At 70.5% G+C, this 16,706-nt stretch carries 15 protein-coding genes; 4 read left to right on the top strand and 11 right to left on the bottom strand.

Annotated features, from left to right (window positions below; translation table 11 throughout):
- Positions 1–4: 4 nt before the first annotated feature.
- On the bottom strand, positions 5–1,123 hold the full coding sequence (locus IEY73_RS13835; protein WP_189079600.1) for a GuaB3 family IMP dehydrogenase-related protein: 1,119 nt from the start codon (positions 1,121–1,123) through the stop codon (positions 5–7).
- A gap of 51 nt (positions 1,124–1,174) precedes the next feature.
- Positions 1,175–2,662: an IMP dehydrogenase gene (gene guaB / locus IEY73_RS13840; RefSeq protein WP_189079601.1), complete on the bottom strand. Its 1,488-nt coding sequence runs from the start codon at positions 2,660–2,662 to the stop codon at positions 1,175–1,177.
- 120 nt (positions 2,663–2,782) lie between these two features.
- Here guaB and IEY73_RS13845 point away from each other — a divergent pair, with 120 nt between their 5' ends.
- On the top strand, positions 2,783–3,187 hold the full coding sequence (locus tag IEY73_RS13845; protein ID WP_189079602.1) for a DUF5319 domain-containing protein: 405 nt from the start codon (positions 2,783–2,785) through the stop codon (positions 3,185–3,187).
- Positions 3,188–3,730: 543 nt separating this feature from the next.
- Here IEY73_RS13845 and IEY73_RS13850 read toward each other — a convergent pair.
- Positions 3,731–4,579, bottom strand: coding sequence for a response regulator transcription factor (locus IEY73_RS13850; protein WP_189079603.1), 849 nt, complete (start codon positions 4,577–4,579; stop codon positions 3,731–3,733).
- A 230-nt stretch (positions 4,580–4,809) separates the two neighbouring features.
- Between IEY73_RS13850 and IEY73_RS13855 the strand changes: the two genes are divergently transcribed.
- Positions 4,810–5,199 carry a WhiB family transcriptional regulator gene (locus IEY73_RS13855; protein WP_189079604.1) on the top strand — a complete coding sequence of 130 codons (390 nt, stop codon included), beginning with the start codon at positions 4,810–4,812 and terminating at the stop codon, positions 5,197–5,199.
- A 239-nt stretch (positions 5,200–5,438) separates the two neighbouring features.
- Here the strand turns inward: IEY73_RS13855 and IEY73_RS13860 are convergent, their stop codons facing one another.
- The 8 genes from IEY73_RS13860 to IEY73_RS13895 form a co-directional block, all read right to left on the bottom strand.
- A complete protein-coding gene (locus IEY73_RS13860; protein WP_229715821.1) occupies positions 5,439–6,995 on the bottom strand; it encodes a molybdopterin-dependent oxidoreductase in 1,557 nt (518 codons plus the stop codon).
- Between the two features lie 60 nt (positions 6,996–7,055).
- Complete coding sequence (locus IEY73_RS13865) at positions 7,056–7,673, bottom strand: hypothetical protein (protein ID WP_189079606.1); 618 nt, start codon at positions 7,671–7,673, stop codon at positions 7,056–7,058.
- 97 nt (positions 7,674–7,770) lie between these two features.
- Positions 7,771–8,949 carry an ROK family transcriptional regulator gene (locus tag IEY73_RS13870; RefSeq protein ID WP_189079607.1) on the bottom strand — a complete coding sequence of 393 codons (1,179 nt, stop codon included), beginning with the start codon at positions 8,947–8,949 and terminating at the stop codon, positions 7,771–7,773.
- Positions 8,950–8,983: 34 nt separating this feature from the next.
- Positions 8,984–10,243, bottom strand: a complete 1,260-nt coding sequence (locus tag IEY73_RS13875) for a sugar ABC transporter permease (protein ID WP_189079608.1) — start codon at positions 10,241–10,243, stop codon at positions 8,984–8,986.
- Positions 10,240–11,052: an ATP-binding cassette domain-containing protein gene (locus IEY73_RS13880; RefSeq protein WP_189079609.1), complete on the bottom strand. Its 813-nt coding sequence runs from the start codon at positions 11,050–11,052 to the stop codon at positions 10,240–10,242. Before IEY73_RS13880 ends, IEY73_RS13875 begins: the two co-directional genes overlap by 4 nt.
- Before the next feature lie 123 nt (positions 11,053–11,175).
- On the bottom strand, positions 11,176–12,282 hold the full coding sequence (locus tag IEY73_RS13885; RefSeq protein WP_189079610.1) for a sugar ABC transporter substrate-binding protein: 1,107 nt from the start codon (positions 12,280–12,282) through the stop codon (positions 11,176–11,178).
- Positions 12,283–12,648: 366 nt separating this feature from the next.
- Positions 12,649–13,131, bottom strand: a complete 483-nt coding sequence (gene ybaK, locus IEY73_RS13890) for a Cys-tRNA(Pro) deacylase (RefSeq protein ID WP_189079611.1) — start codon at positions 13,129–13,131, stop codon at positions 12,649–12,651.
- Between the two features lie 11 nt (positions 13,132–13,142).
- A complete protein-coding gene (locus tag IEY73_RS13895; protein WP_189079612.1) occupies positions 13,143–14,342 on the bottom strand; it encodes a class I SAM-dependent methyltransferase in 1,200 nt (399 codons plus the stop codon).
- A 240-nt stretch (positions 14,343–14,582) separates the two neighbouring features.
- Between IEY73_RS13895 and groES the strand changes: the two genes are divergently transcribed.
- A complete protein-coding gene (gene groES / locus IEY73_RS13900) occupies positions 14,583–14,891 on the top strand; it encodes a co-chaperone GroES (RefSeq protein WP_015619077.1) in 309 nt (102 codons plus the stop codon).
- A gap of 73 nt (positions 14,892–14,964) precedes the next feature.
- Positions 14,965–16,596, top strand: coding sequence for a chaperonin GroEL (gene groL / locus IEY73_RS13905; protein ID WP_189079613.1), 1,632 nt, complete (start codon positions 14,965–14,967; stop codon positions 16,594–16,596).
- Positions 16,597–16,706: the final 110 nt, after the last annotated feature.

The following is a 16,706-nucleotide window of genomic DNA, read 5'->3' on the forward strand; positions in this document are numbered from 1 at the left end:
GCCGTCAGCGGTCCAGCACCAGGCTGACCTTCTGGAACTCCTTCACATCGCTGTAGCCGCACTTGGCCATCGCCCGGCGCAGGCCGCCGAACAGGTTCGACTGGCCGTCCGGGCGAGTCGCCGGGCCGTACAGGATCTCCTCCAGGGTGCCGTCCGGCTCGCCGGCGATGCAGAATCCGCCGCGCGGCAGCTTCGGGTGGCTGGCCGCGGAGTGCCACCACGCACCGCCCGCGGGCGCTCCCTCGGCCAGCGACAGCGGCTCGCCCAGCATCACCGCGTCCGCGCCGCAGCCGATCGCCTTCGCGATGTCGCCGCTGGTGGAGATCCCCCCGTCGGCGATCAGGTGCACGTACCGGCCGCCGGTCTCGTCCAGGTAGTCCCGCCGGGCCGCCGCCGCGTCCGCGATAGCGGTGGCCATCGGCACCCGGATACCCAGCACGGTGTCCGTGGTGGACCATTCGTCGGCGCCGACGCCGACGATCACACCGGCCGCGCCGGTGCGCATCAGGTGCAGGGCGGTCTTGTAGTCGGTGCAACCGCCCACGATCACCGGGAGGTCGAGGTCGGCGATGAACTCCTTCAGGTTCAGCGGCTCGTCCGTGCTGGACACGTGCTCCGCCGAGACGAGCGTGCCCTGGATGACCAGCAGGTCGACGCCGGCGTCCAGCACCACCGGGGCGAGCGTCAGGGTGTGCTGCGGGGAGACCCGGACAGCCACCGTCACGCCGCCCTCGCGCATGGTGGCGACGCGCTCGGCGATCAGCTCGGGGCGGATCGGCTCGGCGTACACCTCCTGGAGGCGTTTGGTGGCGTCCGCCTCCTCGCCCAGCGCGGCCAGCTCTTCGAGGATCTTGGTGGGATCCTCGTAGCGGGTCCACAGGCCCTCCGCGTTGAGCACCCCCAGGCCGCCGAGCTTGCCCAGCTCGACGGCGCTGGCCGGGCTCATGGTGGCGTCCGACGGGTGCGCCACGCAGGGAATCCGGAACGGGTACGCGTCCACACGCCACTCGGTCGACACGTCGTCGACGTCGCGGGTGCGCCGCGACGGCACGATCGCGATGTCGTCGAGGTGGTAGCCGCGCTGCGCGGTCTTCCCCATGCCGATCTCCACGACGTCACGCATGGCCGATCCCCTTCGCTGCGGTGGTGGTTCGGGGCCTTGTCCCTCAGCTTCTCAGCGGGAGTGGTAGTTCGGGGCCTCGACGGTCATCTGGATGTCGTGCGGGTGGCTTTCCTTGAGACCCGCCGCGGTAATCCTGATCAGCGCGCCACGCTCCTGCAACTCCGCGATGGTCTCCGCGCCCGCGTACCCCATCGACAGCCGCAGCCCGCCGACGAGCTGGCCCATCACCCGGGCCAGCGGTCCGCGGTACGGCACCTGCCCCTCGACGCCCTCCGGCACCAGCTTCTCCTCCGGCACGTCGTGCTGGAAGTAGCGGTCCTTGGAGAACGACTTGACCTGCCCGCGCGTCTGCATCGCGCCTAGCGAGCCCATGCCGCGGTACGACTTGTACTGCTTGCCGTTCACGAAGATCAGATCGCCGGGGCTCTCCTCGGAGCCGGCCAGCAGGCCGCCGAGCATCACCGTCTCGGCGCCGGCCACGATCGCCTTCGCGATGTCGCCGGAGTATTGCACCCCGCCGTCCGCGATCACCGGCACACCGGCCGGCCGGCAGGCCCGCGACGCCTCCATCACGGCCGTGATCTGCGGTACGCCCACACCCGCGACGATCCGGGTGGTGCAGATCGCGCCGGGACCCACACCCACCTTCACCGCGTCGGCGCCGGCCTCGACCATCGCCTTGGCTCCCGCGTACGTCGCCACGTTGCCGCCGACGATATCGGTGCCGGTCTCCTTCTTCAGCCGCGCGATCATCTCCAGCACCTGGCGCTGGTGGCCGTGCGACGTGTCCACGATGACCACGTCCACACCGGCGTCGATCAGGGAACGCGCCCGCTTGTACGACTCATCGCCGACCCCGACCGCGGCGGCCACCCGCAACCGGCCCTGGGCGTCCTTGGTGGCATCCGGGTACTGCTCGCTCTTGGTGAAGTCCTTCACCGTGATCAGGCCGCTGAGCCGGCCCTGCTCGTCGACCAGCGGCAGCTTCTCCACCTTGTGGCGCTGCAGCAGGCCCAACGCCTCGTCCTTGCCGACACCCACCGGGGCGGTGATCAACGGCATCTTCGTCATGACGTCGCGCACCTTGGCGCTGTCGTCGGTGACGAACCGCATGTCCCGGTTGGTCACGATGCCCACCAGCACACCGCCGGCGTCCACCACCGGCACGCCGGAGATGCGGTACTTGCCGCACAACGCGTCGACCTGGCGCAGGGTGTCCTCGGGACTGCACGTCACCGGGTTGGTGATCATCCCGGACTCGGAACGCTTGACCAGGTCGACCTGGGCGGCCTGATCCTCGGCGGAGAGATTGCGGTGCAGCACGCCGATGCCGCCCTGGCGGGCCATCGCGATGGCCATCCTCGCCTCGGTCACCGTGTCCATCGCGGCGGACAACAGTGGCACGGCAAGATCCACATTGCGGGTCAGGCGGGAGACCGTGTTGACCCGGCTGGGCACCACGTCCGATGCGCCGGGCTGCAGGAGGACGTCGTCGAAGGTGAGGCCAAGGGGCACGCTGCGGGCAGACTCGATGTCCACGGATCATCCTTGTCGGGCGAGGCGGGTTCTTCATCCTACTCATCACGCGTACGGCATCCGCGCAGGCGGACAAGACGTGCGGGCCACCACATCGGCACCCGGGGTGGGTACGGTGTCCATGTGCAGGACGAACCGATCGACCCGTTCAACGGCGACCCCGCCGACCCGGCCGCGGAGCTCGAGGATCAGGGCGGCGACGCCGACCCGGACCCGCTGACCGACGCGGAGCGGCAGGACGTGCTCGAGGACCTCTCCGACCTGGAGATCTACCAGGCGTTGCTGAGTCCCACGGGCATCCGCGGGCTGGTCATCGAGTGCGAGGACTGCCACGAGCCGCACTACTTCGACTGGGATCTGCTGCGGGGCAACCTGCGGCACCTGCTCCATTCCGGGCAGCCGCGAGTGCACGAGCCGGCGTACGACCCGGACCCGGACCGTTACGTCTCCTGGGAGTACGCGCGCGGCTACGCCGACGGCGTGCACGACACCCTGACCGAGGGCACCGACGACGACGCGCAGTCCTGACTCCCGCCCTGCGGCACCTCAATCCTCCGCCCGGCCCCGTCGACCCTCCGCCCGGCCCCGTCGACCCTCCGCCCGGCCCCGTCGACCCCGCCCAGGCACCGTCGACCCCGCTCAGCCGCCGGTCGGCCAGCTCCCGCACCGTCGCCGTCGGCCAGCTCCCGCACCGTCGCCGGTCGGCCAGCCCCCGCGCCGTCGATCTTGGACTTTGTGTGCCCGACTTGGTGCGCCATTCCCGACTTGCCGGACCGCGAAGTCCAAGATCGACCGCTCACCCGCACACCCCGGCGATCTTGCGGTTTCCGGTCGGACAAGTCGCTTTCGGTGCACCGAAACGGGCACACAAAGTCCAAGATCGACGGTGCGGGGGGCTGGCCGACCGGCGGGCGCCCCTGAAGGGGGCACGCCTGCGGGGGGCACGCCTGCCGGGGCACGCCCGCGGGGGGCACGCCCCCGGGGACACGCCCGCGGGCGTGCCGGCCGGCTACCTGCGCTGACGTCGGGCGTTGACGGCCACCCCCGCCGTCAACAACGCCCTACCGATCGTCAGGCCACCAAGCCCGCCCGGAACCCCGCCGCCACGGCGTGCGCCCGGTCGCGGGCTCCCAACTTCCGGAAGAGCCGCCGGGCGTGGGTCTTGACCGTGTCCTCGGACACGAACAGTTCTCGCCCGATCTCGGCGTTGCTCTTGCCGTCCGCCATGCCGCGGAGCACCTGCAACTCGCGCTCGGTCAGGGTGAGCCGCCGCCCCGCCGGGACCGCCTCGGCCACGCCGACCTGGGTGGCCTCGTTTCCCGGCCAGACTGCCGGCCGCCCGGTTGCCGGGTCGACCGCGTCGCCGCGCTGCACCGGGACCATGGGCGAGTTCGGCAGCATCGCCGGGACGGCGCCGCTGTTCGGTGAGCCGACCGGGCCGCCGTCGCGGTATTGCCCGCGGGTGGCCGCCGAGTTGGCGTTGCGGACGCCGCCGGCCACCGTGGCCGGCTGGGCATTGGCGCTGTTGATCGGCATGCCCTGCTGGGGACGGGCCGGCAGCAGGAGCAAGATCAGCGCCTTGGCGACGACGCTGACCAGGTCGTGTTCCACACCGCGGATCACTCCGCGGGCACCGGCCGCGACGGTGGCTGCGGCCACCCTCGGGTCTTCGGCGCCGAAGAGCACAACCTGTGCCTGCGGTGCACGGGAAAGGACGCGCCGGGTGAAGCCGACGCTGTCGGGACGGGTCACGGCGGTGTCGGCCAAGACCACCTCGGACGGCCTTTCGGCCAATCGGATCATGGCCTCGGTCTCGCTGACCGCCGTCCGGACCACCCCGGTCAAGCCGAGCCGGGCCGCGGTGGACGCGACGGTCTGGGCCGCCATGGGGGTACGGACGCACACGAGGACGGTACGCACAGTGATCCTCCTTCTCTCTCAGAGGAGATCACGCGAGGGCCGCAGCATTACGCGCTTTAGATGGAAAATTAGGAAAATAGGGGTGACACGTCGCCTCCGTGGGAGACGGGTTTGTGAAGACATCGATCAGGAGGGTGTGAGCCCCGGAAGACCGGGGTACACCCGCGGCAGGCCTGAGTCAGGCCCCCCATGGACGACACTCCGCGGTGCCGCGCGGGAGGAGGCTGTTGATGTCGAACGTTCGTAGACTTCCCGGGCCCATCGCTGACTTGTGGGACTGGCAGCGACTCGGCCGATGCCGGGGACGTGACAGCGCTCAGTTCTTCCACCCCGACGGCGAGCGCGGATCGTCCCGCAATCGCCGTGAGGCCAAGGCCAAATCCCTGTGCGGCGCCTGCCCGGTCCGGGCGGAGTGCGCCGCGCACGCCTTGGCCGTTCGCGAGCCGTACGGAGTCTGGGGAGGTTTCAGCGAGACGGAGCGGCTGCGGCTGCTCGCGGTCGGCTGGGAGGACCTCGCCGACCGCCGTCACGGACGCGTCGACCTGCCCCGGCTCGAAGCTCGCCTGGGCCGGCCCCACAAGACTGCGGTGCCCGCCCAACGGCAGGCGCCTGCCGCCTGACGCCGCCCGACGCGCGACGTCACCACACAGCTCACGGCTCGGCCTCCGGACGGGGGCCGGGTCGGCATGTTCGATGATTCTTCAACCGCATCGGTGAACATGCGGAAACCGTATGAGCGACTTTGCCCAGCCCGTCGCACCGTACGTGCGGGTTTGCGGAGTGCGCGGCCAGTTCGACGGTGGCCAGGCCCCCACGCACCGACGCGGCCGAGCCTGGGGGCGCCGGGCCGGCACCGCCGTCAGGTGATCGTCACCGAGACGCGGTGATATCCGGTCGCTCCGTCCGGGTCCGGCGGGGCCGGCGTGCTCGTCTGGGTCTCCCCGGTGGCGTCCGTCGCCCGCACCTGGACCGAATGCTCGCCAGCCGTGGCCGGCCACTGCCAGCTCCACTGCCGCCAGGTGTCCGCCGACACGGTCGACGCCAGCGTCGCGGTCTGCCAGGGCCCGTCGTCCACCTGCACCTCGACCCGGTCGATGCCGCGGTGCTGCGCCCATGCCACCCCGGCCACGGTCACCGTCCCGGCCGTTCGGGACGCGCCGTCGCGCGGCGTGTCGATCCGCGACTCGGTCTTGACCGGCGCGCGCTGCGACCACCCGCGCGGCACCCAGTACGCATCGAAATCGGCGAACCGGGTCAGTTCGATCTCGGTGATCCATTTGCACGCCGACACGTACCCGTAGAGGCCGGGGACCACCACGCGTACCGGGAAACCGTGCTCGACGGGCAGGGGCCGGCCGTTCATGCCCACCGCGAGCAAGGCGTCACGCCCGTCGCGCAGGACCGCGGTCGGGCTGCCGCACGTCCAGCCGTCCGAGGAACGCTGCACCACCTGGTCGGCGCCGGGCAGCGGCTGAACCTCGTCGAGTAGCTGCTTGATCGGCGTGCCTAGCCACAACGCGTTGCCGATCAGGTCACCGCCGACCTCGTTCGAGACGCAGGCGAGCGTCACGTACCGCTGCACCATGGGTCGCCGCAGCAGCTCGTCCCAGGTGAGGGTGATCGGGTTGCGCACCATGCCGTGCACACGCAGCCGCCATGTCGACGGGTCGATCTGCGGCGGGTAGAGCGCGGTGTCGATCCGGTAGAAGTCGTCGTTCGAGGTCACGTACGCCACCGCGCCGCGCGCTTGCGCCGCCGCCGGGACGCGGGGCGCCGGGGCGGCCGGCTCCGGCAGGCGGACCGCCTGCCGCGCCTGGGTCACCGCCCGGCTTGAGGTCAGCAGGCGACCGCCGATCCCGCCCAGGGCGGTGGCCGCCGCCGCGACACCCAGCGCCCGCAGGAACCGCCGCCGGTCCTCGGCATCCAGCCGGGACGCCGCCGGGTCCGCGTCCGCCGAGCTCGCCGGATCCTCCGGGACGAAACCCCGGCCGGGCACGGCCAGGCGCAGCAGCAGGTGCAGCACCGGTACGGCCACCGCGGCGCCCACCACGGACGGCAGCGCGGCCAGCGCCCCCGCGTCGTGCCGGGTGACCGCGGCCAGCACGCCGATCAGCCCGAACAGCGCGATGCCGGCCAGCGCCAGCCGCCAATGGCGGACCGCCACCACGCCCAGCCCCCACGCGTAGGCGGCGAGCAGGATCGCCGTACCGGTGATGAGTGCCGTCTTGTCGTGCACGCCGAAGACCGCGACGCCGACGTCCTTCACCGGCCCGGGGACGTTGTCCACCACCACGCCACCGACGGCCAGCAGCGGCGCGGACAGCGGGCCGGCGAGCACCGCGACGACTTCGGCCAACCCGAGCGCCACGGCGGCAGCCGCCACACCGGACAGCCCGGCACGTACGGAAAGCTTCACCCGAACCATCCTGCCCCGGCCGCGGGCGGATGACCTTACGGCTCGCTTACGCCCCGCGGCCTACTCCGGCACCGCGGTACGCAGCGGGGGCAACGCCTCGACCAGCGCGTCGAGCAGCGCCACCGACGACCGCTCCGGCCGTGGCTCGGGCAGCTTCGGCGTGCCGTCCGTCGGCAGGTCCCAGTGCACCCGTCCGGGGTCCAGCGCGTCCAGGGTGGCGTACCACTGGCGCAGCGGCTCGCGGAGCTGCACGTGGGTGGCGAAGTTGCGGCGCCGCCGGGTGGGGTCCTCGTCGCGGCGGCGTTGCAGCGTGGCCACGTCCGGCAGGCCGACCAGGACGGCATCGGCGAACCCGAGACGCCCGGTCTGCATCGCGACCCGCACCACGGCCAGTTCCCGATCGAACTGCGCTCGCGGGGCCAGGCCCAGCGCCGCCATCCCCCAGGCGTAGTGCAGCCGGATCGGGTCGGTGTCGCAGAACGCGACGCCGTCGAGGCGTTCCAGTTCCTCCGCCTCGGCCCAGCGGCGCATCGCCACCCGCGCCCAGTGCCGGGCCAGTGCCGGGCCGTCGGCCGGTTCCTTGCCGGTCCGGGCGTACCCCGCGACGAACCGGCCGACGTGTCGCCGGCACCATGTCGTCTTCCCCGCAGCGGTCGGCCCCTCCACGACAACGATCACCGCGGCCTCGCTCCCTGTGTCGCCTGCCTTGCCCTTCCCGACACAGGTTAATGAGCGCCGGGCGGCCCGCCGCGCACCGGGAACCCGGGTACGCGTCTCAGCTCAGCAGCGGATCGGCGAGCAGATGCTCGAAGGCCAGTTCGGCCGCGCCGATGAGGGCCGCGTCGTTGCCCAGCTCCGGGGTGCGCAGGCGGATGTGCTCCCGGCACACGGGCAGCGCGATGGCGTTCAGCCTGCTGCGGATCTGCGCGGCCGCGACCAGGTAGATGTCGCGCAGCGTCCCGCCGAAGATGACCGCCTCGGGGTTGAAGATGTTGGCCAGGTTGCCCACGCCGAATCCGAGCCAGTCCCCCACGTGCCGGACCGCGCGCTGCGCCTGACTGTCGCCGCGCATCGCGGCCTCCACCACGTTCAGCACCGCCTCGCGACCGCTGTCGGCTTCTCGTCCGGCGTGTTTGAGCAGCGCGTACTCGCCGATCTCGGTCTCCCAGCACCCGCGTGAGCCGCAACTGCAGGGGCGGCCCTGCGGATTGACCACCATGTGGCCGACCTCGCCGCCGTATCCGCCGTGACCGGTGACCCGGCGCCCACCGGCGATGATGCCGCTGCCGACGCCCACGTCGCCGTACAGGTAGATGACGTTGTCCAGGCCGACCGCGGCACCGCGGCTGTGCTCGACCAGGGCGGAGACGTCGGCGTGGTTGCCCACGGTCAGCATGCCGATGTCGCCGAGTTCCGCGCCGAGCACCTCACCGACGGGTTCCTCCACCCAGCCGATGGTCGGTGCCAGCCGGACCATGCCGTCGGCGCGGCGCACCATGCCGGCCACGGCCAGCCCGCTGCCCACGTACCGCGCATCGTCCGGAACCGCTTTGCGCATCTCCCGCACGAAGCCGGCCAACGGCCGGATGGCGTCCTCGAACGGCATGCCGCGCGGCCGCTCGGTCTCCCGGCGATCCAGGATGCGTCCGCCCAGGCCGACGCGCGCAGCCCGGAGCCGGTCGACCTCGATGCTTATCGCGTACGCGTAGACCCGCGCCGACTGCGGCCGGACGACCAGCGACGGTCGTCCGGCCCGGCCGGTCTCCCGAGGGGTCTCCTCGGAGACCAGCCCGGCGCCGCTCAGCTCCGTGGTGAGCGCGCCGATGGTGCTGCGGTTCAGGCCAAGCCGGCTGGTGAGTTCCGCCCTGGAGGTGGCGCCGTGCACATGCACGTAGCGCAACAGCGTGCCGAGATTGTGCCGACGGACCTCCTCCTGGCTGGGGCCGGCCCGCATCAGCGTGCCGTCCCCTCGCCCAGGATGGGGTGGCTCATCGGGCCCCGGATGATGCCGCTCTGCGCCTGGACAGCGCATCGACGCTGGCCGCGACCAGCAGAATCAGACCGGTGACGATGTACTTGGTGCCGGCCGCGTAACCCATCAGGGTCATCCCGTTGTCGATCACCGCGATCACCGCGCCACCGATGACCGCGTTGATCACCTTGCCCTTGCCGCCGAAGAGGCTGGTGCCGCCGATCACGGCCGCGCCGACCGAGTAGAGCAGGATGTTGCTGCCGCCGGTGTTGGGGTCGACCGAGTTGGCCCGGCTGACGATCAGGATGCCGCCGATGGAGGCCATGAACGAGCCGATGACGAACACCGAGATGCGGATGCGGTCGACCGGGATACCGGCGCGGCGCGCGGCCTCGCTGTTGCCGCCGACGGCGTACACGTGCCGGCCGTACCGGGTGCGGCCCAGCACGAAGGTCCAGATGATCAGGAAGACCGCGATGATCGGGGCGACGATCGGCACGCCCCGCACCGAGTTGATCGCCGGGTTGATGCTGCGCTCGTGGGTCAGGACGGCGGTGGCCACCACCAGGAGCACGGCCAGCCCGCCGATGCGCATCAGCACGATGCCGAGCGGGTCGGTGACCAGGCCACGCGACGCCCGGCTGCGGATCTGGTTGAACTGCACCGCGGCGTAACCGAGCACGGCGACGATCACCATGATCCAACTCATCGTCACCGACAGGTTGCTGTTGGCCAGTTTGAGCACGAACGAGTTGTTGATCGAGATGTTCTTGCCGCCGCCCAGCAGCCGCAGCAGGACGCCCTGGAAGCCGAGGAACGCGGCGAGCGTCACGACGAACGACGGGATGCCGAGCTTGGCCACCAGCAGACCGAGCATGAAGCCGATCACCACGCCGGTGAGCATCGCCGCCGGGATCGCGCCCCACCACGGCCAGCCGTGGTCGGCCAGCAGGATCGCCATGATCGCGCCGCACACACCGCTGGCGAATCCGGCGGACAGGTCGATCTCGCCCAGCAGCAGGACGAAGACCAGACCCATCGCGATGAAAATGACCTGCGCGCTCTGCGAGAACAGGTTGGCGAAGTTCAGCGCGCTGACGAAGGTCTCGCGCGCGGAGCCGAAGATCAGGCACAGCACGATCAGGCCCAGGATGGCCGGCAGGCTGCCGATGTCACCGCCGCGGACCCGGCGCCAGTACGCGTTCAGGTGGCTGGCCGCCGTCGGCTTGGCCACCTCGGGCTTGCCGGTTTCGGCGGGCGTGGTGGTTGTGCTCATCGCTCGTCTCCCGAGGGCGTGATGTCGGCGTAGCCGTTCCCGTTCGACGACTCGGACGGCAGGCCCAGGTTGCCGCTGCGGCCCGCGGTGATCAGCTCCACCACCTGGGAATGCGTCACGTCGGTGGCCTTCACCTGCGCGGCCATCCGGCCCAGGTAGAGCGCGGCGATGCGGTCGGAGACGGCGAAGACGTCATTCATGTTGTGCGAGATCAGCACCACGCCGAGGCCGTTGTCGGCAAGCCGCCGGACCAGCTCCAGCACCTGCGCGGTCTGCGCGACGCCGAGCGCGGCGGTCGGCTCGTCGAGGATCACCACCTTGCTGTTCCACAGCACGGCCTTGGCGATGGCCACGGTCTGCCGCTGGCCGCCGGACAGGCTGGCCACGAGCTGCCGCAGCGACTTCACGGTACGCACGGAAAGGCCGGCGAGGGTGTCTCCGGCCATCTGCTCCATGGTGGGCTCGTCGAGCACCACGCCGCTCATCTTCTCGCGGCCGAGGAACATGTTCTGAACGATGTCCAGGTTGTCGCAGAGTGCGAGGTCCTGATAGACGACCTCGATCCCGAGCGCGGAGGCGTCCCGGGGGCTGTGGATCGCCACCTTCCGGCCTTCGTAGGTCACCGTGCCCGCATCGATCGTGTAGATACCGGCGATGCACTTCACCATCGTCGACTTGCCGGCGCCGTTGTCGCCGACGAGCGCGGTGACCTCACCGGGATAGACATCGAGACCGACGTCATGCAGGACCTGGACGGGGCCGAAACTCTTGTTGACCCCGCGCAGCTCCAGAAGAGGTGTCGCGGCCACGGATGTTCTCCTTTTCTAGTGACCGGAGTGGGGGGTGGGCGTACGTCCGGTGCCGCCCACGCCGTCGAGGGCGTGAGCGGCACCGTCGTCAGCCGTCTGGGGGCGTACCCCCGGTCTGTCAGGTCAGCTGATGCCGTTCTTGCTGCAGGCGTCCGCGAACTGCGCGGTGCAGACCTGCTCCTTGGTCACGAAGCCGTCGGCGATGACGTCCTTGACGGTGGACGCGGTGATCGACTTGGGCTGCAGGAGTACGGAGGGGACGTCCTTGCCCGACTCCGGGTCCTTCGTGGTGCCGGTGGCGGTGGTGGGCTTCTCACCCTTGGCCAGCGCGATGGCCAGCTCGGAGGCGGCGTCGGCCTCCTGCTTGATGGCCTTGTAGACGGTCATGCACTGGTCGCCGGCGAGGATGTTCTGCAGGCCCTGCACGGTGGCGTCCTGGCCGGTGACCGGGACCTGGCCGTTGAGCTTGTTCTTCTTCAGCACCGAGATGACCGCGTTACCGAGGCCGTCGTTGGCGGCGAGCACACCCTTGATCTTCTGGTTCTGGGTGAGCATCTGCTCGAAGATCGTGCCGCCCTGGGCGTTGTCCCAGTCCGGAACCGACTGGTCCGGGCCCTTGACGAACTCGCCCGAGTCGTACTTCGGCTGCAGGACGGAGTCGTAGCCCTGCTTGAACAGGGTGGCGTTGTTGTCCGTCGGCGAGCCGTTCAGCTCGGCCACCACCGGCTTGTCGTAGCCCTTGTCGCTGAGGCACTGCACCAGGCCCTCGCCCTGCAGCTTGCCGACCGCCACGTTGTCGAAGCTGACGTAGTAGTCCGCGCCGCCGTTGAGGGTCAGGCGGTCGTAGTCGATGGTGGCGATGCCGGCGTTCTTCGCCTTGTCCAGCACGGCCTTACCGGTGCCGGAGTCCAGGTTGACGATCATCAGGACCTTGACGCCCTGGGAGATCATGCCGTCGGCGATCGTCTGGAACTGGGTCTTGTCGCCCTGCGCGTTCTGGATGTCCGCCTGGACGCCGGCCGCGTCGAACGCCTGCTTGAGGAACTTGGGGTCGTCGGTGCCCCACCGCTGCGAGCTCTTGGTGTCCGGCAGGATCACGCCGACCATGCCGGCCGACGACGAGTCGCCGCTGCTGCCGGTGCTGGTGTCGCCGCTGTCGTCACCACACGCCGCCATGCTGCCGGTGGCCAGCAGGCCAACCGCGGCAAGGGCAAGCATTCCCTTACGCATTCCGTATGTCCTTTCGGGTAAATCCGGGCCTTCGTCGGATTCGCTGGACGCTGCCGGGAGGGGTAGCTCCCCAGGACGCCAGTGGATCTAGGAGCAGTTTGTTGTGCCCGGCAACGTATTCCCGTAGCGCCGGGTTACACAAGAAGTCTTGCCGCGGCTTTTTGTTGTCCGGCATAACAATCCGGCAACATGGGCGTGACACAGGCTCTTCGGCCTGCACAGCGCCCCCATGCCACGCTTAACCAATCGCCAGGCGTGCCCCACAACGTGACGCTAAGTCACGCCAACGGCCCAATCTGCCGGATCGTGAGAGAAAGATCTGCCGGATATCGTAACGGTATAGTAACGATGAGGCACTATAGGGATTTATGTCCGAATTCGCGCCCAGGTTGCGTCCGTCAATTGGACGAGAACGTCCGGATGAAGGGATACCTGCAATCCACGCTTTCCGGCTGAAACGTACATTTCGGTCAAAGTACGCGCAGATTCGTCCACTACTGTCGGCAGCCGACGGCGTTGCCCCAGCGGGCTGATGCCGCCACGCACGTACCCGCTGCTGCGCTCGGCGACGGCCCGGTCCGCCATCGCCGCGCGCTTGCCGCCCACCGCCTGCGCGAGCGACTTCAGATCGACGTCACCGGTCACCGGTACGACGGCGACCACCAACGCCCCGTCGACGTCGGCGATCAACGTCTTGAACACCCGCTCCGGCGCTACGCCGAGCGCCGCGGCCACCAGCGCCCCGTAGTTCGCCGCGTCCGGCGAGACCTCGTACGGGTGCAGACCATGCGCCACCTGGCGCTCGGTCAGCAGCGCGGTGGCGGGCGTACCGGACGCCTTCTTCGCCATGGGGCGGCACGCTACTCGCCTCGATTCGCCGCCCGCACGGAGCCTTCCCGGCACAGCAACACCACCGGATCGCCGGCCACCCGGGTCAGCACGAGCGACGCCGGGTTCGGACCGGACAACCGCAGGTCGCGGCGCAACCGCTCGGGCTCCACGGCAGACCCCCTCTTGCGGATCTCCACCCGGCCGACGCCGCGATCGCGCAACGTGGCGCGCAGGCGCTTCAGCGAGAACGGCATCACCTCGGCCACCTCCAGGCGCCGGGCCCACGGCGTGTCCGCCGGGACGTCCGCATAGACGTACGCGATGTCCGGGTCGGCCAGCCGGCCGGCGACCGTCTCGGCGAACTCGGCGACCAGGTGCGCACGGACCACCGCCGGGTCCGGGTCATACAGGTAGCTGCCCGGGGCACCGCACGGTGGGCGGGCGGCGCCGGTACCGGTGAGTTCCCGCCCGGCCGGCAACCGCACCGCCCGGCGCGGCGCGGCGGCGAGCGGGCCGAACCAGAACGCCGCCTCCACCAGATCGCCGCCGTCGGACACCCATTCCGCCTCGGCACCCGGCGGGATCAGGGCGTGATCGATGCCCGGCGCGAGCTTCAGCACCGTACGCGGCACCTGCCCGGCCAGCGCGAGCACGAAATCCCACGGCGGCGAACAGGCCCGCGGGTCGAACACCCGGCCCCGCCCGGCACGCCGACGCGCCGGATCGGCGAACACCGCGTCGAAGCGCTCGACCTCGACCGTGGTGGCATCCGCACAGTCCACCCGAACCAGGTGACTCAGGCCGCAGGCGGCGACGTTCGCGCGCGCCGCCGCCGCGGTCAGCGGATCGGCGTCCACCGCATGCACGGCGATCCCGGCGCGCCCCGCAGCCAACGCGTCCGCGCCCAGCCCACATCCCAGATCGGCCATCGTGCGGACGCCCGCGGCGGCAAGCCGGGCGGCCCGGCGCTCCGCCACCGACCGACGGGTCGCCTGCTCCAGTCCCGTACGGGTGAAGAACATCCGTTCCGCATCCGGCCCGAACTTGCCGGCCGCCCGGCCGCGCAGATCCACCTGGGTGAGCGCCGCCGCGGCCAGGTCCGCCGGGACGCCGCGGGCGCGCAGGGCGGACGCCGCGACCAGCGGATCTCCCCCGGCAACCGCAGCCGCCGCGGCAAGCGCGTCGTCGCCGGCCGGGGTTCGCAACGAGGTCAACAGGTGCACATCCACACGGTCATTCTCGCGGGTACGACGCGCTGGCACTCTGGTTGACGGAGTGCTAGTTCCGGCCTAGTCTCCGACTTAGCACTCTCACCACGAGGGTGCCAGCCGCCCGGCCCGTACGGACGGACGGCTGAGCACCAGGCGGACCGGCACCCGCGACGACGGCCCCGCCTGTGTGGCATGAGGCATCAGGCCGGCCGTTCCGGCGGCCGGCGACGACATCAAGTGCCCCAGGAGGGTATGCCCGTGACTACCGCGACCAAGGTTGCGATCAAGCCGCTTGAGGACCGCATCGTGGTCCAGGCGAACGAGGCTGAGACGACCACGGCGTCGGGCATCGTGATCCCCGACACCGCCAAGGAGAAGCCGCAGGAGGGCACCGTCCTCGCTGTCGGCCCCGGCCGCATCGACGACAAGGGCAACCGGATCCCGGTTGACGTCAAGGTCGGCGAGACGGTCCTCTACTCGAAGTACGGCGGCACCGAGGTGAAGTACGCCGGCGAGGAGTACCTGGTGCTCTCCGCCCGCGACGTCCTCGCGGTCATCGAGAAGTAAGACCTCACTGACAGTGCTGACCGCCCTGGCCCGGGTCACCGGTCCAGGGCGGCGGTGCGTGAAGGGACCATAAATGGCGAAGATTCTCAGCTTCTCCGACGACGCCCGGCACCTGCTGGAGCACGGCGTCAACGCGCTCGCCGACACGGTCAAGGTCACTCTCGGCCCGCGCGGCCGCAACGTCGTCCTCGACAAGAAGTTCGGCGCGCCGACGATCACCAACGACGGTGTCACCATCGCCAAGGAGATCGAGCTCACCAACCCGTACGAGAACCTCGGCGCCCAGCTCGTCAAGGAAGTCGCGACCAAGACCAACGATGTGGCCGGCGACGGCACCACCACGGCCACCGTGCTCGCCCAGGCGCTGGTGCGCGATGGTCTGCGCAACGTGGCCGCGGGCGGCAACCCGATCGCGCTCAAGCGCGGCATGGACGCCGCCGGTGAGGCCGTCTCCAAGGCCCTGCTGGACAAGGCGGTCAGCGTCAACGACCACAAGGCGATCGCCAACGTGGCGACCATCTCGGCCCAGGACGCGACCATCGGCGAGCTGATCGCCGAGGCGATGGACCGCGTCGGCCGCGACGGAGTGATCACCGTCGAGGAAGGCTCGGTGCTGAACACCGAGCTGGAGGTCACCGAGGGCCTGCAGTTCGACAAGGGCTTCATCTCGCCGAACTTCGTGACCGACTCCGAGTCGCAGGAAGCCGTCCTGGAGGACGCGTACATCCTGATCAGCACGCAGAAGATCTCCTCCATCGAGGAGATGCTGCCGCTGCTGGAGCAGGTCCTGCAGTCCGGCAAGCCTCTGCTGATCATCGCCGAGGACGTCGAGGGGCAGGCACTGTCCACCCTGGTGGTCAACGCGCTGCGCAAGACCGTGAAGGTCGCAGCCGTGAAGGCCCCGGGTTTCGGTGACCGGCGCAAGGCGATGCTGCAGGACATGGCGATCGCCACCGGCGGCGAGCTGATCGCGCCGGAGCTGGGCTACAAGCTTGACCAGGTCACCCTGGAGATGCTCGGCACCGCCCGGCGCGTGGTCGTGGACAAGGAGAACACCACCATCGTCGACGGCGGCGGACGCAAGTCCGAGGTCGACGACCGGGTGGCGCAGATCCGCAAGGAGATCGAGGCTTCGGACTCCGACTGGGACCGCGAGAAGCTCGGCGAGCGCCTGGCGAAGTTGTCCGGCGGCATCGCGGTGATCCAGGTCGGCGCGGCCACCGAGGTCGAGATGAAGGAGCGCAAGCACCGCATCGAGGACGCCATCGCGGCGACCAAGGCGGCCGTGGAGGAGGGCACCGTCCCCGGCGGCGGCGCCGCCCTCGCGCAGATCGTCTCCGTCCTGGACGGTGACCTCGGCCTGACCGGCGAGGAGGCCACCGGCGTCGCACTCGTGCGCAAGGCGCTGGTCGAGCCGATCCGCTGGATCGCGCAGAACGCCGGTCACGACGGCTACGTCGTGGTCGGCAAGGTCGCCGACCTGGGCTGGGGCCACGGCCTCAACGCGGCCACCGACGAATACGTCGACCTGGCCTCGGCCGGCATCATCGACCCGGTGAAGGTGACCCGCAACGCGGTCTCCAACGCCGTCTCGATCGCCGGGCTGCTGCTCACCACGGAAAGCCTCGTGGTGGAGAAGCCGACCGAGCCCGAGGCGGCGCCGGCCGGCGGTGGCCACGGCCACCAGCACGGCCCCGGTTTCTGACCGGTCGTTCCACGCGTGAAGGCGCGTCGCCCTCCCCGGCGGCGCGCCTTCGGCATGTCCGGGGACGCATGTCCCGGGGACCGGACGGTGGCCGCCCTGACCCGGGTGGT

The sequence above is a fragment of the Mangrovihabitans endophyticus genome, from assembly GCF_014646155.1.
Classification (GTDB): domain Bacteria; phylum Actinomycetota; class Actinomycetes; order Mycobacteriales; family Micromonosporaceae; genus Actinoplanes; species Actinoplanes endophyticus.

Bases quoted from the DNA above. Each gene is read 5' to 3' on its own strand.
- IEY73_RS13835 (WP_189079600.1), bottom strand. From the start codon at position 1,123: ATGCGTGACGTCGTGGAGATCGGCATGGGGAAGACCGCGCAGCGCGGC.
- IEY73_RS13855 (WP_189079604.1), top strand. From the start codon at position 4,810: ATGTCGAACGTTCGTAGACTTCCCGGGCCCATCGCTGACTTGTGGGAC.
- IEY73_RS13870 (WP_189079607.1), bottom strand. From the start codon at position 8,949: ATGCGGGCCGGCCCCAGCCAGGAGGAGGTCCGTCGGCACAATCTCGGC.
- IEY73_RS13875 (WP_189079608.1), bottom strand. From the start codon at position 10,243: ATGAGCACAACCACCACGCCCGCCGAAACCGGCAAGCCCGAGGTGGCC.
- IEY73_RS13885 (WP_189079610.1), bottom strand. From the start codon at position 12,282: ATGCGTAAGGGAATGCTTGCCCTTGCCGCGGTTGGCCTGCTGGCCACC.
- ybaK (WP_189079611.1), bottom strand. From the start codon at position 13,131: ATGGCGAAGAAGGCGTCCGGTACGCCCGCCACCGCGCTGCTGACCGAG.
- groL (WP_189079613.1), top strand. From the start codon at position 14,965: ATGGCGAAGATTCTCAGCTTCTCCGACGACGCCCGGCACCTGCTGGAG.